Here is a 21,081-nt window from a genome sequence, read left to right as displayed (position 1 = left end):
ACGATGAATCGGATCAGCAGAGCAGCAAGGCGCGCAGGTATGGCGACAGCGGTGCTGCTGCTTGGCGCTTGTGCGACCAAGGAGAGCGGATACGGCGTCGGCGTGCAAACTGAACGAGCGGCACTGATTCAGGCGGCTGAGCAGAAACAGGCGGTGCCGGACACGCCCGCTATGTATCTCGGTTTGATCCAGCGAATGCAGGCCCAAGGTCTCTATTACGCGTCGCTTGCACACATCGACGCCTATGACAAGGCATACGGCATCTCGCCGGATACGATTTTGCTTCGCGCGGACGCGTTACGCATGACGGATCAGCCCGCCGCGAGCGCTGCCGCCTACACGCAGTTGCTGAAGACGCCGCTCGCCGCTCGCGGGTATCGCGGACTCGGATTGATCGCAGGCGCGGCTGGGGATTTCGATCAGGCGGTACGGGCTCTCACACAGGCGTCGGAGCTTGCGCCGACGGACGCGCCGCTGCTGTCCGATCTCGCCTATGCGAAATTGCGTAACGGCGACGTGGTCGGCGCGCGGGTGCCCTTGATGAAGGCCGCGGAACTGGACCAGCGCAATCCGAAGATCGTCAGCAACCTCGCTTTGTATCTGATCGCTGCCGGGCGTACACAGGACGCGCAGCGGCTTATGAGCCAGCAGCGACTACCGGCAGATATCCGCAAGGACATCGCGAGCGATGCTGCGAAGATTGCGGCCGCGGGACGAGCGCAGCAGCGTGCAGTTGCGATGCCATCGGTGGTGTCGCGGCACGCGCCGAACGCGCCCATCACACCGATGGCAAACAATTTCGGCTATGACCAGACCGTGCCGCTGCTGCAACGGTTTGCACAATGAACAAGAATGCGGGGATCGACATGAACAACAAACATTATCGAAACGCGCGTGCGAATCGCATCATGATGCTTGCCGCGATCATGACGATGACGATGGGCACCGCAGTCGCGCAGGTACGGCAGGAAGTAACGCCGGCCGCTTCCGATGTTGACCGTTCGACGAAGGAATGGCTCTCGATCCAGCGAGACAACCGTGCTGCGGCACCAGCACAACCGATGCTTGGCGACGTCGCGTCGCTGGTCTATCAGCGCTATCTCGATTCATTCAAGAACAAGATTCCGGTATCGATGAGCACGCAGCTGGGCAGTTCGTCGGGCGGCATGTCCGGTAGCGGGCAGAGTGCGCAGTAGGCGAGATGACGATGCGCGTAGATCAGACACTTGAGTTCCCGCGGCGCGGCGCTCGCTGGTTGGGCAAGCGGCGTCAACGTGGCTCCATTGCGGTCATGGCAGCGATCTGGGTCATGGTAGCGATCGTGGTGCTCGGCGTGATCGACGTCGCGAATCTGTATTTGCAGAAGCGCGATCTGCAAAGGGTTGCGGACCTGGCTGCGTTGGCGGCAGTGCAGCCGATGTCGAGTGATCCGACCAATTGCCTGAGCGATGCAAAGAACAATGTGACGACGAGCGCGAATATCAATGACAAGGGTTATGCTTTCACGCTGATAAGCGCCACGGCGACCCCAAGTCCGACCGTGGGAAACGACCAGATCGCCGTTAGCTGCGGGAAGTGGGACTCCTCGACCGCTTACGTGACGCCGGCGCCGACTGCTGCGAATGCCGCTCAGGTTACGGCGTACCGGCAGGTGAACTACTTCTTCCTGGGGCTGCTGAACCAGTTGAGCGGACGGCGGGCGGTGATCTCCGCGACGGCGACCGCACGTGCGGCCGCAATCGACACGTTTAGCGTGGGTTCGACGCTTGCGAACCTGAATACCTCTTCGTCCGCAATACTTGATCCCCTGTTGACCGGATTGCTGGGCGCTTCGACCAATGTCAATGTGGGTTTGGCCAATTACCAGGCGTTGGCCGGGGCCAACGTCACGCTGGGACAATTGGCGAACGTCGCGACTCAACTCGGCACGGCAGGCATGTCGAGTCCAGCCAGCGTCGGGAAGTTGCTTGGTCTTAACCTGACTGTATCGGATCTCCTGAACCTCACCGCTACGGCGGTGGGCAGCAATACCACGGTCGGCACGGTCCTCACCGTACTGAAGAACAGCGTTGGCGCAAACGTCAATGTGAACAAGATTGCTTTGGGCAGCCTCCTGCAATACTCGGGCAGTAATCCGGAGGCGGCGGCGAATGCGAGCATCAACGTGCTTCAGTTGCTGCTGGCGACGGCGCAGATCGGCGCATACAACAGCGCGCTGACTGTATCGGTTGGGCAGGCCAACTGCCCCGGCAGTGCGTTCTGTCCGCTTATTTCAGCGGTGTCGTCGCTGGTTCGAGTCAATAGCCTGCAATTGCAGGTGCTCGCGCCGCCGTCGATCGGAATTGGCGAAGCCGGACAGCTGAACGGCATCTGGCGCACGCAGGCGTCGCAAGCGGAGATCGGGCTTTACGTTGATGTGCAAGCGCTGTCGGATCCGCCGCCGCTGGGTATTCCCGGTCTGTTGACGCTTCAATTGACGGGACCGCATTTGCCCCTATATATCATCCTTGGTGGCCCCGGTCGGGCATGGCTGGCCAACACGAGTTGCCAATCGACGCCTGCATCGAGCACCGCGACGTTCGGTGCGTTGCCGGGTGTGGCTATGATTTGCGCCGGACAGAATACCGGCGGCACGGTGAACCTCAATTCCCCGAGCTGTGCGTCCAGTTCTGCCACGATTCCTGTTGCGAAATTGTCGGCGTCCGGAATACTCGGAAACTTTAGCGCCCTGCAAGTTGCCTTGTCGCTGTCGAACCCCGTTGCGTACGTGGGGAGCAGTACCAGCACGCCTATCTATAGCGGGCCGCCATTGCCTTCGACTCCGGGGGCACTGAACGCCAGCCTGCCATTGACCGGGACGGGGATCGTTTATCCGAACAATTCGCAATACTCGTTCTGCAATACCAAGCCGAGCAATGGTGCGTGCGCGTCATCCGCATGGTCTCCGGGACCTAACTGGACCACGTCGTCGACAGCAACCAACTCGCTCAACGTACAACTGACCAATCTGTTGAACGGAACGTTGCTCCAGCTCAATGTTTTAGGGATGGATCTATCAATTTTGACTCAGATTCTTCAGCCGCTCACGGGGCAGCTCATTCCTTTGCTGCTCGGTCTCGTCAATCCGTTGATCAACGTGTTAGTGACGCCATTGCTGACGGCACTAGGATTGCAAATCGGGCAACTGACCGTGATACAACACAGCCTGACTTGCAACGCCCCGCAAATCGTTCATTGAAAGCATTAGCAATGAGAACCACCTCCGCAATCGCAGAACTCGACCTGTACGTCTGGGAAGGCAAGGCGGACATCGTCGACCGCGTTGCCCGCTGCATGGCGAGCTTCGACGTCGAAGTGATCCGCGCCGACAATGCGGAAATCTCGCCGGAGCGCGCCGCATTGCGGCCGTCGCTCGCGATCATCAGCGTGACGATGATCGAAACCGGCTCGGCATTCCTGCGCGACTGGCAGGCCAACATCGGCATGCCGGTCGTCTGGGTCGGCGCCGCGCGCGACCACGACGCGTCGCAGTATCCGCCCGACTATTCGCACATCCTGCCGCTCGACTTCACCTGTGCCGAACTGCGCGGGATGATCGGCAAGCTCGTCACGCAGCTGCGCGCGCATGCAGCCGATACGCTGCAACCTTCCGAACTCGTCGCGCACTCGGAGTCGATGCAGGCGCTGCTGCGCGAGGTCGATACGTTCGCCGACTGCGACACCAACGTGCTGCTGCACGGCGAAACCGGCGTCGGTAAGGAACGTATTGCGCAATTGCTTCACGAAAAGCATTCGCGCTACCGGAACGGCGAATTCGTTCCGGTCAACTGCGGCGCGATTCCGGATGGCCTGTTCGAATCGCTGTTCTTCGGGCACGCGAAAGGCTCGTTCACCGGCGCGGTTGTTGCGCATAAAGGCTATTTCGAGCAGGCGGCGGGCGGCACGTTGTTCCTCGACGAAGTCGGCGACCTGCCGTTGTACCAGCAGGTCAAGCTGCTGCGCGTGCTCGAGGACGGCACCGTGCTGCGGGTCGGCGCGACGACGCCGATCAAGGTCGATTTCCGTCTCGTCGCGGCCAGCAACAAGAAGCTGCCGCAACTCGTGAAGGATGGCCTGTTCCGCGCGGATCTCTACTATCGGCTCGCGGTGATCGAGCTGAGCATTCCGTCGCTGGAAGAACGGGGCGCGGTCGACAAGATCGCGCTGTTCAAGTCGTTCGTCGCAGAGGTGGTGGGCGACGAGCGGCTCGCGCAGTTGTCTGACCTGCCTTACTGGCTCGCGGACGCGGTAGCGGACAGCTATTTCCCCGGCAACGTGCGCGAACTGCGCAACCTGGCGGAGCGGGTCGGGGTGACGGTGCGGCAAACGGGCGGCTGGGATGCCGCTCGACTGCAGCGGCTGATCGCCCATGCGCGCAATTCGGCGCAGCCGGTGCCGGTGGAGAGTGCGGCAGAGGTCTTCGTCGACCGCAGCAAGTGGGACATGAACGAGCGCAGCCGCGTGATCGCTGCCCTCGACGCAAACGGTTGGCGGCGCCAGGATACGGCTCAGCAGCTCGGCATCAGCCGGAAGGTCCTGTGGGAAAAGATGCGCAAATATCAGATATTCGACGAAGAGCCCGAGACCCGCGAAAGCGATTAATTAATGAGATAAAATCGCGCTGAATTACAACGACACGGGCGGGGAATTGAAATTCATGAGCCAGATGACGAGGTTGGGGCGGGCGTGTGTGTTGCTCGCCATGATGGGAGGCATGCAGGGCGCGTTCGCGCAGGGGTTGGCCGGCAACGCATCGCCGGCGGTACAGCAGGCGTCGGCACCGGTGGCGGCGATTCCGGTGATCGATCAGCAGGTTCAGACGTCGGTGCAGCCGCAGGCGGGCGAGACGACCGGGCAGAGCACGGTCGACGAGCTTCAGCGCCAGATCCAGGCGCATTCGCTGACGGAAATGCGCACCAGCTATAACGGCAGCTACGGCGCGAGCATGCTGTTCAGCGTGAAGGACGGTTCCTATTTCGTCGCGCTGTTCCAGCAGAAGGCGTTCTGGCGTGTGATCAAGACTTACGACGAGACGCGGGCGGAAACGATCTATCGCGATTTCTCGCGTCAGGCGGAACGGCTGGCCGTCAACGAGCTGCGTGCGGCGAAGCTGGAATCGCAGAAGGCGCAGATGGACCGGCAGATCGAAGTCACGCAGGAGCGGGCGCGGCGTCTGCAGGCGGACATCTCGATCGCACGCGAGCAGCAGGCAGCGGTCGCGGATCGCCAGAAGAGCGTCCGCGCCGAAACGGCGGCGTTGCAGGCGCAACAGGCGCAGCTTCAGTCGCAATTGCGCGCATTGCAGCAGCAGGTGCGTTCGCTGCAGCGCGAGGCCGACGCAGGCTTGCCGACGACGGCACACTGAGCGACCACGGCACGGGCGGTGCGGCGACATGCCGCGCCGACCCACCAGAAAAAAGGGCAAGCCATTTGGCTTGCCCTTTCGTTTTACTGGCCGTCCGGCACGATTCGCCGGCGGCGCGTAACGATCACCGGCCCATTGCCGCCGCGTGTGTCGGACGGTGACGTGTTGCCCGATGCGTCGCCGGCGTCGCGGGGTGCGCTGTAGCTTTCGCGCGGGGCGCCGTAGCCTTCGCGGGGCTCGCGCGGCGCGCCATAACCGTCGCGCGGTTCGCGCGGGGCGCCATAGCCTTCGCGCGGTTCACGGGAGCCATAACCTTCACGCGGTTCGCGCGAGCCGTAGCCGCCGCCGTCGCCGCGCGATTCACGGGCGCCACCGTGCGAGCCGTACGGGCTGTGGCCGCCGCCTTCGCGGCCGCCCGGCCGACCACCGGTGCGCGGGCCGCGGGGGCCGCCGCCGCCCGGGCGCGAACCGCCCGTGTCGAGCTGAATCGTGGAAATCGCACGCTTGTAGATGCCTTGCAGACCCACGGGGGTGCGCAGCATCACCAGGTACTGGTCGAACGACTCGATACACCCCGTCAGACGAATGCCGTTGACGAGATAGATTTCAACACGCTTACGTTCCTTGCGCGCCGAATTGATGAAGTCGTTTTGCGGATGGGATTCTGCGGGATTGGCCATTGAGGTGCGGCAGGAGCCTGCGTCAGAGAATATGTTGTGCGTGTGTGGCGTGGTTGCCCACCAAGTGTTTGGCGGGATTTTACCCTGTTCGTTCCACCAGTGCGCAGTCGCGATTGTGTCGAACCGTAACCCACTATAGACGTTCCCGTGCATTTGCGCGATTCGGTCGAATGGCTAATGCCGTTTCGTTACGTCGCGTTACGACTCTCGCACCGGCGTAGCACCTGATGGCGCGCGGCGCGATTACCTTCGACGCGCATGCCGGGCTGGCCGGCGGATCTGGGAAGGGGAACATGAACAAGCAGGGATTGGCAATGTGGATCGGGAGTGTGGCGTTGCTCGCTTCCGGCAGTGCAATGGCGGGACACGTCGACCTGTCGGTGGGCATCGGCGTGCCGGTCGCACCGGTCTATGCCGAACCGGCGCCGGTCTATGTGGCGCCGCAGCCGGCGGTGGTCGCCTATCCGGGTTACGGATACGGCTACTACGGCGACGAGGACGACGACGGTTACCGGAGATGGCGCAGGCACGATCACAGGCATTGGCATAAGCATCACGACGATGACGACGATTGAGCGCGCCCCGCGCGGCGCCGGTGACGATCAGAACGCGTAATCCGGATTCTTCGGGTCGAACGCGGATTCGTCGAGCGTCGCCGGCGCGATTTTCTCGATGATGATCCGTTCGAAGATCTTGCCGTCGTTGTCATAGGATTCGACAGTCCTGAAGTACGGCGCGTGCAGGTCGAGCCCGAGGGTTTCCTTCTTCGCATAGAACTGCGGGCGGCCGGTCGGCGTCTCGTAGGTGAGCGCGACGACGCGCACCCCGCCGATCGTCTTCGCTTCCACCTGCGTCGGCCGCTGCACGCCGGCTTCCTGGTATTTCTTCCCTTCGGTCAGGTACAGGTTCGTGATGAACTCGGTGCCGAGATCCTTCACCTGGTGATTCGACTGCGCGCGTGCGAGTGCGCCGTCGAGCGCCGTCCACAGCGGAATCTTGCCGAGCAGGCCGCCGAGATGGCCGTACATCTCGTCCTTGCGCCGGGTCGTGTCGTAGATCGTCTCCTGTCCCGCATGCGCGCCGCCCGGCAGCCATTTCGCATACACCCGCAACGGTTCGCGGGTCGTCTTCACGAGCATGCGGTCGGGCGTATCGGACCATTTCCCGTTGATGCGCTCCTGGCGCACCATCGTGAACTGGTACGACGGATAGCCGTTGGGACCATTGCGGATATAGAGCGGGACGGTGAGCGGATCGAGTGCCGTGAACAGCGCCGTGAGCGTCGCGTCGTCAAGTTGTGCGAGCGTGCCGCGCTGGGCGGCCGTGCGCAGCCAGTGCGCCTGCTGCGCGACCGGCTCGCGCGTGACCTTCGCCAGGTCCGCCGGCAGTGCATCATCCTGGACCGTGCTCGCGGCAGCAGCCGTTTCCTGCGCATGCAGGCCGGCTTGCGCGAGCGACAGCATGCACACAATGGCCGCGGCGGCGTGCCGTGTGCGGCGCTTCGTTCCTTCGTTCATCGACAGCGTCTCCTGGGGGCGATGGATCGTTCAGCTGCGCTTCGCGGCGTTGAGCTTGGCGAGTTCCTCGTCGCGCAGCGCACGGCGCAGGATCTTGCCGACATTCGTCTGCGGCAGCGCGTCGCGGAACTCGACGAACTTCGGCATCTTGTAGCCGGTCAGGTTCTTGCGGCAATGCGCGAGCACGTCGTCGACCGTCAGCGTCGGGTCGCGGCGCACGACGAAGACCTTGATCCGTTCGCCCTGGACTTCGTCCGGGATGCCGATCGCGGCGGCTTCGCTGATGCCCGGATGCATGACCAGCACTTCCTCGATTTCGTTCGGATACACGTTGAAGCCCGAGACGAGGATCATGTCCTTCTTGCGGTCGATGAGGCGGATGAAGCCGCGTTCGTCCATGACGCCAATGTCGCCGGTGCCGAGCCAGCCGTCGGCGTCGATCACCTTCGCGGTCTCGTCGGGCCGCTGCCAGTAGCCGCGCATCACCTGCGGGCCGTGCACGCACAGCTCGCCGGGCTCGCCGATGCCGGCCCAGGTGCCGTCCTCGCGGCGAAAGCGCACCATGGTCGACGGCGCGGGCAGGCCGATCGAGCCGCTGAATTCGGCCATGTCGTTCAGGTTCACCGGATTCATCGTGACGATCGGCGAGCATTCGGTGAGCCCGTAGCCTTCGACGACCGGCCGCCCCGTGACCTCGTGAAAGCGCTCCGCGACCGCGCGCTGCATTGCCATGCCCCCCGCCATCGCGAGCTTGAGCTTCGAGAAGTCGCGCTTGCGGAATTCCTCGTTGTCGAGGAATGCGTTGTACAGCGTGTTGATCCCGGTGATTCCGGTGAACGTTTCGTTGCGGATGATCTTCATCACCATCTTCATGTCGCGCGGATTCGCGATCAGGATGTTGCGACCGCCGAGCCCCATGAAGATGAACGCGTTCACCGTCAGCGAATAGATGTGATAGAGCGGCAGCGGCGTCAGCACGGTCTCGACGTCGCCCGAGACCTGGTCGGCGATCCACGCCTTGGCCTGCAGCAGGTTCGCGATCAGGTTGCCGTGCGTGAGCATCGCGCCTTTCGCGACGCCTGTCGTGCCGCCCGTGTATTGCAGGAACGCGAGATCGTCGCGCGTCGTCTGCACCGGTTGCGGTTTGCCGCGTGCGCCGAGCGCGAGGGCGGCGCGCAGCTGGATCGCCTGCGGCAGGCTGTAGGGCGGCACGAGCTTCTTCACGTGCTTCAGCACGAAATTGATCAGGCGCCCCTTCGCATTGAAACCGTCGGCGAGCAGGTCGCCGAGCGCGGTGACGACGATGTTCTTCACCTGCGTTTCCGGCAGTGCCTCCTGCAGCGTGCTCGCGAAGTTCTCGAACACGACGATCGTCTGCGCGCCGCTGTCTTTCAACTGGTGCGCGAGTTCGCGCGCGGTATAGAGCGGGTTGACGTTGACGACGATCGCGCCGGCCTTCAGCGTCCCGAACAGCGCGACCGGGTACTGGAACGTATTCGGCAGCATGATCGCGACGCGGTCGCCCGGCTTCACGCCGATGCTTTGCAGATACGACGCGAATGCATCGACTTTCTGCGCGAGCGTGCGGTAGGTCATCGATGCGCCTGCGCTCACGTAGGCGACCCGCTCGGCGAAGCGTGTCGTGCATTCGTCGAAGAATTGCACGAGCGATGCGTATTGCGTGACGTCGATCTCGTGCGGCACGCCGGGCGGATACGACGCGTACCAGATGCCGTCGGTGTTCGGCGGGAGCTGGGCCGCTGCGGTTGCTGCGGATGAGGACATGATGTGTCTCCGGTGTCGGTGAGAGTTGGCGCTTTAGCGCCTACTCTCACCCCATGCTTTGCGGTCGGCGAGAGTCGACGCTTCAGCGCTTGCTCTCACCCCATGCTTTGCGGTCGGCGAGAGTTGGCGCTTCAGCGCTTGCTCTCACCCCATGCTTTCCAGTCAGTGAGAGTCGACGCTTCAGCGCGATATTCTCGCCATGCCTTTTTTGTCGACGAGCGCAAGCCACCTTGGCTCCCGCCGCATGACATTCGTTCGGCCCGGGCCAGCGCATCAACGCCGGTCCGGGCCGCCAAAATCGTGAATCGCCGCCTGCGCGGCTCGGCGCGATCAGCTCGCCGAATGCACCGTCGCCGAATCGGCAGCCGGCGCGCTCGAGGACAGCCCGAACGCCTCGCTCGCACCCGCATCGTCGAGCACGGCCGCGAAGATCGACAGCTGCGCGCTGTCGGGCATCGGCGCCTTCAGTGCGGCGACGATCAGCGACGACAGCCGCGCGATCATCTGCACGTCGTTCATCGTGCGGCCTTGCGAGAATTCGTCGATCAGGCTTTCGGTTTCGGCACCGGCCAGCGCGCCGGACAGCGCACCGATCGCGAAGTGCAGCCGCCAGCCGAGCTCCGTGCGCGGCAGATGCGGCAGCGCGCGCTGGAACGCATCGAAGAAGCGGCCGGCGACGCTCGCGTAGTGCGCGGTCAGGAAGTTGCGCACGAACGGCGACGGGTCGGTGTACGCGCGGCCGATCAGCCGCAGGAATGCGGGGCCGCCGCGGTCGGGGTCGCGCGACGCCTTCAGCGCGGGAATGAACATCGCGCCGAGCACGTGTTCGCAGGTGATGTGCGCACCGAGCTGCGCATCGAAGCGGTCGAGAATGCCGAGACGTTCCTGGTTGAGCTGGTCGAGCCGACGCGACAGCATCGCGTGGATCAGCGCTTCCTTGCTGCCGAAGTGGTAGTTGACCGCGGCGAGGTTCACGGCCGCGCGCGACGTGATCTGCCGCATCGACATCGCTTCGAAGCCGTGCTCGATGAACAGGTCCTCGGCCGCATCGAGAATGCGCGCCTTCGTCCCGCCGGTCTGCCGATTGCCGGATGACCGCGTCCCCGACGGCCGTCCCGCCGACGGTCGCCCCTCCTGACTGACTGCCATGTCCCGCCTCCCAATGCCGGTCGCCCGGCCGCGAACAGGTGATTTGTTTATCTGATTCAAACAGCCGTTTTTATTAAGATAAAAAAACGCAGGCGGCACGGGCAAGCGAGGAATCTGGACAAATTCCTCTAGTTCGATGTGCAGATGCGGAAAGTATGTCGCGTGGCCCCGGCGGGACGGGGCACACGTGATGGTGCGATGCGGCAATATTCAGGCTCACCCGACGGTGGTACGCGTATTGACCGATTGCGTCATGTCGATGCCGCGCCGTTCGCGGCTGAACAGGATCAGCACGGCGATCACGACGGCCACGATGCCGGCCACGAGCGCCAGGGCGAAACTGTAGTTGTTGCCCTGGGAAACCGCGAGCGACGCCTGCATCGTCGCGTTGCCGGACGCGAGCAGGTTGCCGAGCTGATAGACGACACCGGGGAAGGTCGCGCGAATCTCGTCGGGCGAGATCTCGTTCAGGTGAACCGGTATCACGCCCCACGCGCCCTGTACCGAGATCTGCATCAGGAACGCGCCCGCGGCGAGCGCGACCGGGCCGCTCGAGAATGCCCACAGCGGCAGAACCGGCAGCGCGATCAGCGCGGCGATGAAGATCGCGCGGCGGCGGCCGATCTTCTCCGAAATCGAGCCGAACGACAGGCCGCCGACGATCGCGCCGATGTTCAGCACGATCGTGATCAACGAGACGGTATGCGGATCGAAGTGATGCTGTTCGCGCAGGAAGGTGGGGTAGAGGTCCTGCGTGCCGTGCGAGAAGAAGTTGAACGCGGTCATCAGCACGATCGCGTAGATCGTGAGTTTCCAGTTCTGCTGGATCGTGGCCGCGAGACTCGGCCGCGGACGCTTTTCCATCTGCTTCCAGGCCGGCGATTCGGGCACGTGCGTGCGCACATACAGCACGAGAAGCGCAGGCAGCACGCCGACCATGAACATGCCGCGCCAGCCGATGTACTGGTAGAAGAGGCCGAACACGACAGACGCGAGCAGGTAGCCGCTCGGATAGCCAGCCTGCAGCAAGCCCGACACGAAGCCGCGCGCGTGGGTCGGCACGGTTTCCATCGTCAGCGCGGAGCCGACGCCCCATTCACCGCCCATCGCGATGCCGAACAGCGCGCGCAGCACCAGCAGCGCGGCGAGGCTCGGCGCGAAGCCCGACGCGAGTTCGAGCAGCGAATAGCACGCGATGTTGATCATCAGCGTCGGACGGCGGCCGAAGCGGTCGGCGAGCCGGCCGAAGATCAGCGCGCCGATCGGACGCATCGCGAGCGTGAGCGTCAGCGCAAACGCGACGGCGGGGATCGTCGACGCGAATTCGGCGGCGATGTCCTTCAGCACGAAGACCATCAGGAAAAAATCGAACGCGTCGAGTGTCCAGCCCAGGTAGGCGGCGATCGTGACGTTGCGTTGTTCGCGGGTCCAGCTCATGTCCGAGGTCTCCTCGTAGGCTTGCGCGCTCACGATCCGCAGGCGGATGCCGACCCGGCTTGCGCGCGGTGCGGGGGGGCATGGATCGAGTGTAGGCCGCGGCACCGAACGATGTGGGGTGCGATAACCGCGAATCGGGAATAATCCCTATGAAATGGGCTGTTGAGAAAACCGAAATGAGCGTGCACGAGACAGGCGACAGGCGTCTGTATCATGCTGGAAGGCTTTTTGTATCAGTTATGTAATGTGCGCGATGCGCATCGCTACCGAATCAGGAGTCCAGATGACCCGACCATCCGTTGCCGCGTTGCCCGTCCTGGAGACCGGGCGGCTGTGGCTGCGCCCGCGCGTGCTGGCAGATCTCGACGCGTGCATCGAGATGGATCGCGATCCCGAGGTCACGCGCTACATCGCGGGCCCGTGGCACGACCCGGACGAACATCGCCGCTTCGTCACGCACCGGATCACACGCGCGTATCCGCCGGGCCTCGGCTACTGGTCGATCTTCGAGAAGGCCGCGCCCGACGCGTTCATCGGATGGATCCTGTTGATTCCCGACTATGCGGGCGGCGCGCGCGACGTCGAGATCGGCTGGCGGCTCGTGCGCGCGGCGTGGGGGCGCGGCATCGCAAGCGAGGCCGCCGCGGCCGTCGTGCGTCATGCGTTCGACACCGTGCGGCTGCCGCGCGTGATCGCCGATATTGCCGAGGCGAACACGGGTTCGCTGAACGTCGCCCGCAAGCTCGGGATGCGGCGCGTGAGCGTCGTGCATGACGGAATTTCCTATGTTCGTCATCGTCTCGAGCGCGACGACCTGCGTGCATAGTGTTTGCGTTCGGTTGTCAGAGATGGTCAAGCACATGCATATCGAGGCCGCGACGTATTAACGGCGCGCAAGATCAGGAGTATCGTTGCCGGAAATTCGTAACATGGGGTACGACCATGGCACTGGGCAACGACGTTCATCTCATTCCCGTCCGGCTCGACGCGCTGCGTCCGACGCAAATGACGGTCGGCTATCGCGAAGTGAAAGCGAAGCGCAAGCACTGGAAGACGCTCGACAAGCGTGCACGCAAGGCCGCGATCGAGTCGCACTGGTTTCCGACCGTCCTCGGCCCGGACGGGCTGCACTACATCACCGACCATCACCATCTCGGCCTCGCGCTGATCGAGGAAGGGGAGACGCGTGTGAACGCGATGCTGCTGAAGGATCTGTCCTGGCTCGACAACACGATCTTCTGGCGGATGATGGAACACAACCAGTGGGTGCATCCGTTCGGCGCGGATGGTTCGCGTCGCGATTACGCGCATCTGCCGAAGGCGCTGACGGGGCTCGAGGACGATCCGTACCGGAGCCTTGCGGGCGAGCTGCGCACGGCCGGCGGCTACGCGAAGGATGCGACGCCGTTCAGCGAATTCCTGTGGGCCGACTACCTGCGCCAGCACGTGACGCTCGACCAGATCCGCAAGAACTTCTCGAAGGCGCTCGACCTCTCGCTGCGCCGCGCGCATGAGCAAGACGCCCGCTATCTGCCCGGCTGGTCGGGTGTCATCGCCGTCAAACCCTGATACGCGCCTGGCGCCTGCCACTTCATGACGACCGTTCCCCCCCATTCGGATGCCGGCCCGCAGCATCCCGGGCATTTCGCTGCACTCGATGCGGCAACGCCGTCGGTCAGGCAGCGCATCGGTCTCGATGCGCTGGCCGGCCTGTCGATCGCAGGGCTGCTGATTCCCGAGGCGGTCGCATATGCGGGTCTCGCCAACCTGCCGCCGCAAGCCGGCCTCATCGCACTGCTGTCGGGGCTCGTCGTCTATGCGCTGACCGGCAGCAGTCGCTTTGCGATCGTGTCGTCGACGTCGTCGTCGGCGGCCGTGCTCGCCGCGACCGTGCTGGCCGAGTCCGGGATGGCGCTTGCCGCGCAGCTCGCGCTGGCGGCCGCGCTCGTCACGATGACGGGCGTGCTGTTCATCCTGGCGGGCGCCGCGCGACTGGGCGGCATGTCGGATTTCGTCGCGCGTCCGGTCCTGCGCGGTTTCACGTTCGGCCTGGCGCTGACGATCGTCATCAAGCAACTGCCGAAGATTCTCGCGATCTCCGTGCAGCACAGTGACGCGCCGCATGTCGTGCTCGACCTCGTCGCCGGCGCATCGCACGCGAACCTCGCGAGCGTCGCGCTCGGCGCGACCGCGCTCGCGTTGCTGTTCGTGCTCGGCCGGCGCTCGCGCGTGCCCGCGACACTGGTCGTGATCGTGCTGTCGATCGCGGCCGGGTATATGGTCGACTGGCAGCACTACGGGATCGCGATCGTCGGACACATCGATTTCCGGCACATCGAATTCGGGCTGCCGTATCTCGACCGCAATGCATGGATGCAGACGGTCGAACTTGCTTTCGCGCTGATGCTGATCCTGTATGCGGAGTCGTACGGATCGATTCGCAACTTCGCGCTGAAACACGGTGACACCGTGTCGGCGAACCGCGACCTCGTCGCGCTCGGCTGCGCGAACCTCGTGTCGGGGCTGCTGCACGGGATGCCCGTCGGCGCCGGCTATTCGGCGACGTCCGCGAACGAGGCGGCCGGTGCGCAGTCGCGTTTCGCGGGCTTGTGGGCGGCCGGCGTGGTCGCGCTGATCGTGTGGCTGCTGCTGCCGCAGCTTGCGCGCACGCCGGAGCCCGTGCTCGCGGCGATCGTGATTTTCGCGGTCAGCCACTCGCTGCATCCGTCGGTGTTCCGGCCGTACTGGGTCTGGCATCGCGACCGGCTCGTCGTGATCGCCGCGCTGCTCGCGGTGCTCGTGCTCGGCGTGCTGCACGGACTGCTCGCAGCCATCGGCGTGAGCTTGCTGCTGACGCTGCGCAAGTTGTCGGAGCCGAACGTGAGCGTGCTCGGCCGGCTGCGCGACGGGCACGACTTCGTCGACGTCGCGTATCACGCCGATGCGAAGCCGGTACCCGGTGTGCTGATCGTACGGCCCGAGGCGCAGCTATTCTTCGCGAACGCGGACCGGATGCTCAATCGCGCGCGTGCGCTGATGAAGGCCGCGCCGGATACGCGTACCGTGCTGCTGAGTCTCGAGGAAACGCCGGACGTGGACGGCACGACGATCGAGTCGTTGCGCACGTTCGCGGCCGAATGCGCGGCCCGCGGGCTGCAGTTCGCGATCGTGCGCCTCAAGGAACACGCGCTGCATGCGCTGCGCCGCGCGGCCGACGAGACGTTGCGCGACGACGCGATGTCCGAACTGAGTGTCGACGAGAGCCTGCAATTGCTGCAGGCGCGCGGCAATGGCGGCAATGGGGGGAAGGGCGCGCAGGCCGGTGCGTGACGATGCGAGGCGAACGCGCCGTCGGGCAAGTCGGCCGGATCGAACGCGAGATCGGCGCTGTTGTCGCCGATGAAGAAATAGTCGGGCGGCCGTTTCGACACGACCATCGCGAGCAGCGGCGCGCGATCGACCTGCCGGATGAAGCGCGGGTCGAGCCCGGCGTCGGCGCTTTTGCGCATCAGTTCGTCGCCGAAGATATCGCGGCTGACCGTGCCGGCGAACGCGGTCGGCACGCCGAGCCGCGCGCCGACGCGCGCCACGTTCCAGCACGAGCCGCCGGCGCCGCTGCGCCAGTGCTGCGCATCGTCGCGGATGAAATTGGTCAGTGCTTCGCCGAATACGATCAGGCGGGGGAACGTCGTCGTCACGTCGAAGTCTCGTGCCGTGGCGTGTCGCGCGGCGGTGCAGCGATTGAGGTGAGGGGGCGGGCAGGGCCGGGCGCCGCGCGCGGCGACGCGGCCCGGCACCGCCCGGGATCGCGGGTGGCGTCGCGCGATCAGCGCGGGCTGCTCCAGCCCTTGTAGCCCTTCACGTTGTCGCGCGTGATGAGCGTCGGCTCGATCAGGATCATCGGGTTGGCCGGCTTCTGGCCGTTCATGATCCCGTAGCCGACGTTGACGGCCTGCTGCGCCATCGCCCATGGATCCTGGCTCGACGACGCCTGCACGAGCGTGTTGGACTTCAGCGCCACCTCGATGTCCGGCGCGCCGTCGACCGACGTGATCACGATGTTCGGGCGATTCAGCTGCTTCGCCGCAAGATCGCTGCCGATCGCCTGCGGGTCGTTGATCGTGAACACGCCGTCGAGCTTCGGAAAGCGCGTCAGGTAGCCCTGCATCGCGTTCATCCCGCCTTCGCGCGAGCCCTTGCCGTCCTGGTCGCTCGACAGCAGCTTGATGCCCGGGTTTTTCGCGAGCACGGCCTTGCAGCCGTTCACGCGATCGATCACGGCCGATACCTGCGGGCCGTTCTCGATGATCACGTTCCCCTTGCCGCCGAGCTTCTTCGCGAGGAAGTCGCACGCCAGCTCACCGGCCTTCACGTTGTTGGTCTGCACGGTCGCGTTCGCGCCGGCTGCCGCGACGTCTACCGCGACGACCGTGATGCCGGCCGCCTGCGCCTTCTTCACCGCCGGCTCGATCGCCTTCGGATCGGTCGCGTTGAGCAGGATCATGTCGACGTGCGCGGAGATGAAGTTGTCGATCTGCGTGAATTGCTTGTTCAGGTCGTAGTCGGCAGAAACCGCGGTGACCTTCGCGTTCGGGTTGAGCTGTTTGGCGCGTGCTTCGGCACCCTTCACGATCGTGACGAAGTACGGGTTGCCGAGCGACCCGACCGTGACGCCGATCGATTTCAGCGGCTTGTCGGCTGCGTGGGCGGTGGCGGCGCCGAAGGCGAGCGCGCAGGCGACGGCGGTCAGGGCGGCTTTGTGCTTGAACATGTCGTTGTGTCTCCGGAAGGTCCGTTGGCGGCCGGGCGCAGGAGGACCTGCCTGCGCCCTGATGGTTGAATGGTGGGAAATGCGCGGTGCGGAATGCGTGTCAGGTACGGGCCGAGTCGCGCTGGCGATAGCGGTCGAGCGCAACGGCGCCGATGATCACGAGCCCCTTGATGATGTATTGCCAGATGTCGGACACGCCGAGCAGCACGAGGCCGTTGGTCAGTACCGCGATGATGAGCGCACCGATCAGCGTGCCGACGATCGAGCCGACGCCGCCGACGAAGCTCGTGCCGCCGAGGATCACCGCGGCAATCGCATCGAGTTCGTACGACTGGCCGAGCTGCAGGCCGTTGGCCGCATAGAGCCGCGCTGCCGACATCACCGCGCCCAGGCCCGCGAGCAGACCCGACGCGGCATACACGAACAGCTGGATCGCCCGCACGTTGATGCCCGACAGCCGTGCGGCTTCCGGGTTGCCGCCGACCGAATAGATCCGCATCCCGAGCACCGTGCGGCGCAGGATGAACCAGGACAGCGCGATCACCGCGCACGCGATCACGACGAGCCACGGCACGCCGAGGATCGTGCCGTTGCCGATGAACGCGAACGGCAGTTGCGGATTGAAGACGGTCGTATCGCTGCCGATCAGGCGGGCGACGCCGCGCACGGCCGTCATCGCGCCGAGCGTGACGATGAACGGCGGCAGGCGCAGGAACGAGATCAGGCCGCCGTTGATTGCGCCGAACACGAGGCCGACGGCGAGCGCGATCGGCACGCCGAGCCAGCCCCAGCCGGGAATGGTCGACGCGAGCAGCGCGGCGACGGCCGATGCGGCGAGCACCGAGCCGACCGACAGGTCGATGCCGCCCGTCAGGATCACGAAGGTCATGCCGGCGGCGAGCACGATGTTGATCGACGCCTGCTGCGTGACGATCGACAGGTTCTGCAGCGTGAAGAAGCCGTCGGTCAGGAATCCGAAGCCGATGCACAGCACCAGCAGCACCGGCAGCATGCCAGCGGTGCGCATCAGCGATTGCATGCGCGCGCGATGATCGGCGCCGCGCATCAGGGGCGTACGGTTGGCCACCGGATGGGCCGTCGCGGAAGCGAGGTTCCGCTGCTTGGTCGGGTTGATCATGTCGGTACCTGGACGAAAGAGGGAGATGAAGGGGCCGTGGTCAGTTTGCGTCGGCGAGTTCGGCCTGCGAGCCGGTGGCGAGCGCGATGATCGCTTCCTGCGTGATGGGCGTGTGCATGTGGCCGCCGAGTTCGCCGGCGATCTCGCCTTCGCGCATCACGAGCACGCGATCGGCGACGCCGATGATTTCCGGCAGCTCGCTCGAGATCACGATCACGCCGACGCCCGCACGGGCCAGTTCGTTGATGATCCGGTAGATCTCGGATTTCGCGCCGATGTCGACGCCGCGGGTCGGTTCGTCGAGGATCAGCACGCGCGGCTTCGTCTCGAGCAGGCGCGACAGCAGCACTTTCTGCTGGTTGCCGCCCGACAGCGCGCCGACGTTTACGTTCGCGTTCGGCACGCGGATCGACAGCGAGGCGATCGCGTCGCGCGCGCGTTGGGCGCCGCGTGCGAGATCGAGCGCACCGAGCCGCGCGTCGCGGTTGCACACGGAGATGTTGATGTTGTCGCGCACGCTCATGTCCAGGAACAGGCCCTGGCGCTTGCGGTCTTCCGTCAGGTAGACGAGGCCCGCGTCGATCGCGTCGCGTGGCGAATGTGCGCCGAACGTACGATCGCCCAGCTTCACGTCGCCGCGCGTGCGGGGTTCCGCGCCGAAGATCAGCCGCGCGAGCTCGGTGCGGCCCGCGCCGACGAGCCCGGCGATGCCGAGCACCTCGCCCGCATGCAGGTCGAGGCTGCAGCCGCGCACGCGGTTGCCGTCGGCGATGTCGCGTACCGACAGCAGCAGATGGCCGGGGTCGTACGGCGCATGTTCCTTCTTGTAGAAGCCGGAGATGTCGCGCCCCACCATCATCGCGACGAGCCGTTCGGCCGACAGCGATTCGCGCTCGAGCGTGCCGACGTACGATCCGTCGCGCAGCACGGACACGCGGTCGGACAGCTCGTAGATCTCGGCCATCCGGTGGCTGATGTAGATGATTGCGAGACCTTCCTCGCGCAGTTGGCGGATCAGGCCGAACAGGTGCTCGGTCTCGCGCGATGACAGCGGTGTCGTCGGTTCGTCCATCACGAGGATGCGGGCGCGGGTATGCACGGCGCGCGCGATCTCGACGAGTTGCTGCTCGGCGATCGACAGCGTGCCGACGAGCGTGTCGGGCCCGAATGGGGCGCCGAGACGCGTGAGCACGTCCTGGCAGCCGCGCGCCATCGCCGCGCGGTCGATGGTGCCCCAGCGCCGGTTGCCGCGCCGCAGTTCGCGGCCGACGTAGATGTTTTCCGCCACGGTCAGGTTCGGCGCGAGGCACAGCTCCTGGTAGATCACCGCGACGCCCGCGTCGCGCGCGGCGAGCGGGCCATCGACGTCGATGCGCTCGCCGTCGATCAGGATTTCGCCGCCGGCGTCGGCGCGGTACGCACCCGACAGGATCTTCATCAGCGTCGATTTGCCCGCGCCGTTCTCGCCCATCAGCGCGTGGATCTCGCCCGGATAGACGGTCAGGCTGACGTTGTCGAGCGCGCGCACGGCCGGGAACGTCTTGCTGATCCGGCGCATCTCGAGCAGCGGCCGGGGCGACTCAGAACGCGACATGGTTGACCTCCTGCGATTCGGTGCGGGCGCCCTGGAGGATGCCGGCCCGCGGGGAGAAGTTGAAGAACATCGGCAGCGTCGCGGCGCCGATCGCACCGGCGTCGGCGCCGAACGTGCCGCGCACGAGCGTCGGCGTGCCGCGCGCTTCCGGCGCGGTGGCGACGAGCGCCGCGCGCAGGCGCGTCGTCAGCGCATCGAGCAGGCCGGCGTCGGTATCGGCATCGAGCACGACCACCGGCGCATCGACGACGCACAGCACCGCGCGCAATGCCGGGGCGAGTGCGTCGACGCAGTCGTCGATCCATTCGTCGACCGCCGGCAGGCCGCGCGCGATGCAGGCCTCGAGGTCGGCACGGTTCTCGACGGTCTCGCCGTGATGGCGCAGGTGGCGCACGAGCGCATGCAGCGATGCGCGGGCGAGGAGGATGTCCCACGGGCCGCGAGGCGGCGGCGCGGAGGCCAGCCGGCTCGGCGGCACGGGAATCACGGCGATGTCGCCGGCATTGCCGGTCACGCCGCGCAGGCAGTCGCCGTCGATCGCGATGCCGCCGCCGATCGCGGGACCGATGAACAGGTACACGAAGTCGTCGCACTGCCGGCCGTACCCGTAGAACAGTTCGGCGATCGCGGCCGCGTTGCCGTCGTTTTCGCCGAACACGGGCAGCGACAGCGTGCGCCCGAGGTCGCTCGCGAAATCGACGTCTTCCCATGCGCGGAACGTGTCGGGCGCGAGGCCGAGTTCGCGCATCCATGCGCCGAGGTTATACGGCTGCGCGACGCCGACGCCCGTCAGGCGCGCGCGCTCATGCGCGGGGAGCAGATCCTGCATCGCATCGATGTCGCGCCGCACGATTTCGAGTACGTCGGCCGGCGGGGGGAGCAGCGTGTCATGGGAGCGGCGGCCGAGCACGTCGCCCGCGAAATTGACGAGCGCCGTCTCGATGCGCATACGGTCGAGATGGACGCCGATGCCGAACGCACCGCGCGGATCGAGGCGGATCAGCGAGGCCGGCTGGCCGCGCTGGCCTTCGGTGCGGCCGGCGAATGCGATCAGCTTTGCGTCGGCGAGCGACGCGATGATGCTGCCGACCGCCGTGCCCGTCATGTTCGCGAGACGGGCGAGGTCGGCCTTCGACGCGCTACCCGCACGGCGCAGTGTCTTCAACAGCAGGCGCTCGTTGTAACGGCGCACGTTGGCCGAGTTGCTTCCCTGGCCGATGTGCGGGCTTCTCATGGCGTCTCCTTCCATGGGCGCGTCGGTTGCGACGCATTAAATAAATCACGTTGATTTATTTAACCGCGTGAGAGGCGGCGTGTCAGCCTAGGGAAATCCCGGTTTCGTTCCGGGGCGACGATGGACGTGGCGGGGAGGAGGCAAGGACGGAGCGCATCACGAGGGCGAAGCGATCCGCGTGCAGGAGGGCCGGCGTGGAACCGGCCCGGCACTCGGTTCGGATTGGCGGGCGGGTGCGAGTCGCGCTGCGGCTGCGGTGGATCCGCAAGGGCGCACGCAGCGATTCCGGAGCCGGTGTCAAGTCCTGGAATAGGTTGACAGTATCCAGGCGCTAGAACGCCCGATGCACCGCATCGGGCGTTTTGTATTTCA

General features: G+C 65.3%; 18 protein-coding genes and 1 pseudogene. 9 read left to right on the top strand and 10 right to left on the bottom strand.

Annotated features, from left to right (window positions below; genetic code table 11):
- The first annotated feature begins 3 nt into the window (after positions 1–3).
- The 5 genes from WS75_RS25310 to WS75_RS25290 are packed head-to-tail and all read left to right on the top strand — an operon-like array spanning position 4 to position 5,404.
- Entirely contained in the window at positions 4–846 is an 843-nt protein-coding gene (locus tag WS75_RS25310; RefSeq protein WP_059684526.1) for a tetratricopeptide repeat protein, read from the top strand.
- Between the two features lie 20 nt (positions 847–866).
- The gene (locus tag WS75_RS25305; RefSeq protein ID WP_059684529.1) at positions 867–1,196 is read left to right on the top strand and encodes a DUF3613 domain-containing protein; all 330 of its coding nucleotides are present in this window, start codon (positions 867–869) and stop codon (positions 1,194–1,196) included.
- 11 nt (positions 1,197–1,207) lie between these two features.
- Positions 1,208–3,238, top strand: a complete 2,031-nt coding sequence (locus WS75_RS25300) for a pilus assembly protein TadG-related protein (protein WP_179948950.1) — start codon at positions 1,208–1,210, stop codon at positions 3,236–3,238.
- An 11-nt stretch (positions 3,239–3,249) separates the two neighbouring features.
- The gene (locus tag WS75_RS25295) at positions 3,250–4,641 is read left to right on the top strand and encodes a sigma 54-interacting transcriptional regulator (protein WP_059684417.1); all 1,392 of its coding nucleotides are present in this window, start codon (positions 3,250–3,252) and stop codon (positions 4,639–4,641) included.
- A 55-nt stretch (positions 4,642–4,696) separates the two neighbouring features.
- Positions 4,697–5,404, top strand: a complete 708-nt coding sequence (locus tag WS75_RS25290) for a DUF2968 domain-containing protein (RefSeq protein WP_059684524.1) — start codon at positions 4,697–4,699, stop codon at positions 5,402–5,404.
- Positions 5,405–5,487: 83 nt separating this feature from the next.
- On the opposite strand, the gene hfq is transcribed toward WS75_RS25290, so the two are convergent.
- Positions 5,488–6,084, bottom strand: a complete 597-nt coding sequence (hfq, locus tag WS75_RS25285) for an RNA chaperone Hfq (protein WP_059684415.1) — start codon at positions 6,082–6,084, stop codon at positions 5,488–5,490.
- Positions 6,085–6,377: 293 nt separating this feature from the next.
- Between hfq and WS75_RS25280 the strand changes: the two genes are divergently transcribed.
- A complete protein-coding gene (locus WS75_RS25280; protein ID WP_059684522.1) occupies positions 6,378–6,659 on the top strand; it encodes a hypothetical protein in 282 nt (93 codons plus the stop codon).
- 27 nt (positions 6,660–6,686) lie between these two features.
- Here the strand turns inward: WS75_RS25280 and WS75_RS25275 are convergent, their stop codons facing one another.
- From WS75_RS25275 to WS75_RS25260, 4 genes are all read right to left on the bottom strand, one after another.
- Positions 6,687–7,601, bottom strand: a complete 915-nt coding sequence (locus WS75_RS25275) for a DUF1571 domain-containing protein (protein ID WP_059684412.1) — start codon at positions 7,599–7,601, stop codon at positions 6,687–6,689.
- Between the two features lie 30 nt (positions 7,602–7,631).
- Positions 7,632–9,386, bottom strand: a complete 1,755-nt coding sequence (locus WS75_RS25270) for an AMP-binding protein (RefSeq protein ID WP_059684410.1) — start codon at positions 9,384–9,386, stop codon at positions 7,632–7,634.
- A 330-nt stretch (positions 9,387–9,716) separates the two neighbouring features.
- Positions 9,717–10,535 carry a TetR/AcrR family transcriptional regulator gene (locus tag WS75_RS25265; protein ID WP_059684408.1) on the bottom strand — a complete coding sequence of 273 codons (819 nt, stop codon included), beginning with the start codon at positions 10,533–10,535 and terminating at the stop codon, positions 9,717–9,719.
- 216 nt (positions 10,536–10,751) lie between these two features.
- Positions 10,752–11,972, bottom strand: a complete 1,221-nt coding sequence (locus WS75_RS25260) for an MFS transporter (RefSeq protein ID WP_059684407.1) — start codon at positions 11,970–11,972, stop codon at positions 10,752–10,754.
- A 283-nt stretch (positions 11,973–12,255) separates the two neighbouring features.
- On the opposite strand from WS75_RS25260, the gene WS75_RS25255 reads away from it, so the two are divergent.
- The 3 genes from WS75_RS25255 to WS75_RS25245 all read left to right on the top strand — a co-directional run bounded on the left by WS75_RS25255 (position 12,256) and on the right by WS75_RS25245 (position 15,302).
- On the top strand, positions 12,256–12,798 hold the full coding sequence (locus tag WS75_RS25255) for a GNAT family N-acetyltransferase (RefSeq protein ID WP_059684520.1): 543 nt from the start codon (positions 12,256–12,258) through the stop codon (positions 12,796–12,798).
- Between the two features lie 116 nt (positions 12,799–12,914).
- Positions 12,915–13,541 (top strand): ParB-like protein, encoded by a 627-nt coding sequence (locus WS75_RS25250; RefSeq protein ID WP_059684405.1) that lies wholly within the window; start codon positions 12,915–12,917, stop codon positions 13,539–13,541.
- A gap of 24 nt (positions 13,542–13,565) precedes the next feature.
- On the top strand, positions 13,566–15,302 hold the full coding sequence (locus tag WS75_RS25245; protein ID WP_059684402.1) for a SulP family inorganic anion transporter: 1,737 nt from the start codon (positions 13,566–13,568) through the stop codon (positions 15,300–15,302).
- A gap of 14 nt (positions 15,303–15,316) precedes the next feature.
- Here the strand turns inward: WS75_RS25245 and WS75_RS32850 are convergent.
- The 5 genes and pseudogenes from WS75_RS32850 to WS75_RS25220 all read right to left on the bottom strand — a co-directional run.
- Positions 15,317–15,670, bottom strand: a pseudogene (locus WS75_RS32850) (PfkB family carbohydrate kinase); the annotation flags it as partial.
- A gap of 128 nt (positions 15,671–15,798) precedes the next feature.
- A complete protein-coding gene (locus tag WS75_RS25235; protein ID WP_059684396.1) occupies positions 15,799–16,743 on the bottom strand; it encodes an ABC transporter substrate-binding protein in 945 nt (314 codons plus the stop codon).
- 100 nt (positions 16,744–16,843) lie between these two features.
- Positions 16,844–17,881: an ABC transporter permease subunit gene (locus tag WS75_RS25230; protein ID WP_059684394.1), complete on the bottom strand. Its 1,038-nt coding sequence runs from the start codon at positions 17,879–17,881 to the stop codon at positions 16,844–16,846.
- A 40-nt stretch (positions 17,882–17,921) separates the two neighbouring features.
- Positions 17,922–19,475, bottom strand: a complete 1,554-nt coding sequence (locus WS75_RS25225; RefSeq protein ID WP_059684391.1) for a sugar ABC transporter ATP-binding protein — start codon at positions 19,473–19,475, stop codon at positions 17,922–17,924.
- Positions 19,462–20,709 (bottom strand): ROK family protein, encoded by a 1,248-nt coding sequence (locus tag WS75_RS25220; RefSeq protein ID WP_059684518.1) that lies wholly within the window; start codon positions 20,707–20,709, stop codon positions 19,462–19,464. Before WS75_RS25220 ends, WS75_RS25225 begins: the two co-directional genes overlap by 14 nt.
- Positions 20,710–21,081 lie beyond the last annotated feature (372 nt).

Origin of the sequence: Burkholderia sp. FL-7-2-10-S1-D7 (assembly GCF_001524185.1) — a bacterium.
In the GTDB taxonomy this organism is placed as follows: Bacteria; Pseudomonadota; Gammaproteobacteria; order Burkholderiales; family Burkholderiaceae; genus Burkholderia; species Burkholderia diffusa.
The sequence above is the reverse complement of the archived record's forward strand: the minus strand, read 5'-3'. Positions and strand labels throughout refer to the sequence as shown.

Bases quoted from the DNA above. Each gene is read 5' to 3' on its own strand.
- WS75_RS25310 (WP_059684526.1), top strand. From the start codon at position 4: ATGAATCGGATCAGCAGAGCAGCAAGGCGCGCAGGTATGGCGACAGCG.
- WS75_RS25305 (WP_059684529.1), top strand. From the start codon at position 867: ATGAACAACAAACATTATCGAAACGCGCGTGCGAATCGCATCATGATG.
- WS75_RS25300 (WP_179948950.1), top strand. From the start codon at position 1,208: ATGCGCGTAGATCAGACACTTGAGTTCCCGCGGCGCGGCGCTCGCTGG.
- WS75_RS25295 (WP_059684417.1), top strand. From the start codon at position 3,250: ATGAGAACCACCTCCGCAATCGCAGAACTCGACCTGTACGTCTGGGAA.
- WS75_RS25290 (WP_059684524.1), top strand. From the start codon at position 4,697: ATGAGCCAGATGACGAGGTTGGGGCGGGCGTGTGTGTTGCTCGCCATG.
- hfq (WP_059684415.1), bottom strand. From the start codon at position 6,084: ATGGCCAATCCCGCAGAATCCCATCCGCAAAACGACTTCATCAATTCG.
- WS75_RS25280 (WP_059684522.1), top strand. From the start codon at position 6,378: ATGAACAAGCAGGGATTGGCAATGTGGATCGGGAGTGTGGCGTTGCTC.
- WS75_RS25275 (WP_059684412.1), bottom strand. From the start codon at position 7,601: ATGAACGAAGGAACGAAGCGCCGCACACGGCACGCCGCCGCGGCCATT.
- WS75_RS25270 (WP_059684410.1), bottom strand. From the start codon at position 9,386: ATGTCCTCATCCGCAGCAACCGCAGCGGCCCAGCTCCCGCCGAACACC.
- WS75_RS25265 (WP_059684408.1), bottom strand. From the start codon at position 10,535: ATGGCAGTCAGTCAGGAGGGGCGACCGTCGGCGGGACGGCCGTCGGGG.
- WS75_RS25260 (WP_059684407.1), bottom strand. From the start codon at position 11,972: ATGAGCTGGACCCGCGAACAACGCAACGTCACGATCGCCGCCTACCTG.
- WS75_RS25255 (WP_059684520.1), top strand. From the start codon at position 12,256: ATGACCCGACCATCCGTTGCCGCGTTGCCCGTCCTGGAGACCGGGCGG.
- WS75_RS25250 (WP_059684405.1), top strand. From the start codon at position 12,915: ATGGCACTGGGCAACGACGTTCATCTCATTCCCGTCCGGCTCGACGCG.
- WS75_RS25245 (WP_059684402.1), top strand. From the start codon at position 13,566: ATGACGACCGTTCCCCCCCATTCGGATGCCGGCCCGCAGCATCCCGGG.
- WS75_RS25235 (WP_059684396.1), bottom strand. From the start codon at position 16,743: ATGTTCAAGCACAAAGCCGCCCTGACCGCCGTCGCCTGCGCGCTCGCC.
- WS75_RS25230 (WP_059684394.1), bottom strand. From the start codon at position 17,881: ATGATCAACCCGACCAAGCAGCGGAACCTCGCTTCCGCGACGGCCCAT.
- WS75_RS25225 (WP_059684391.1), bottom strand. From the start codon at position 19,475: ATGTCGCGTTCTGAGTCGCCCCGGCCGCTGCTCGAGATGCGCCGGATC.
- WS75_RS25220 (WP_059684518.1), bottom strand. From the start codon at position 20,709: ATGAGAAGCCCGCACATCGGCCAGGGAAGCAACTCGGCCAACGTGCGC.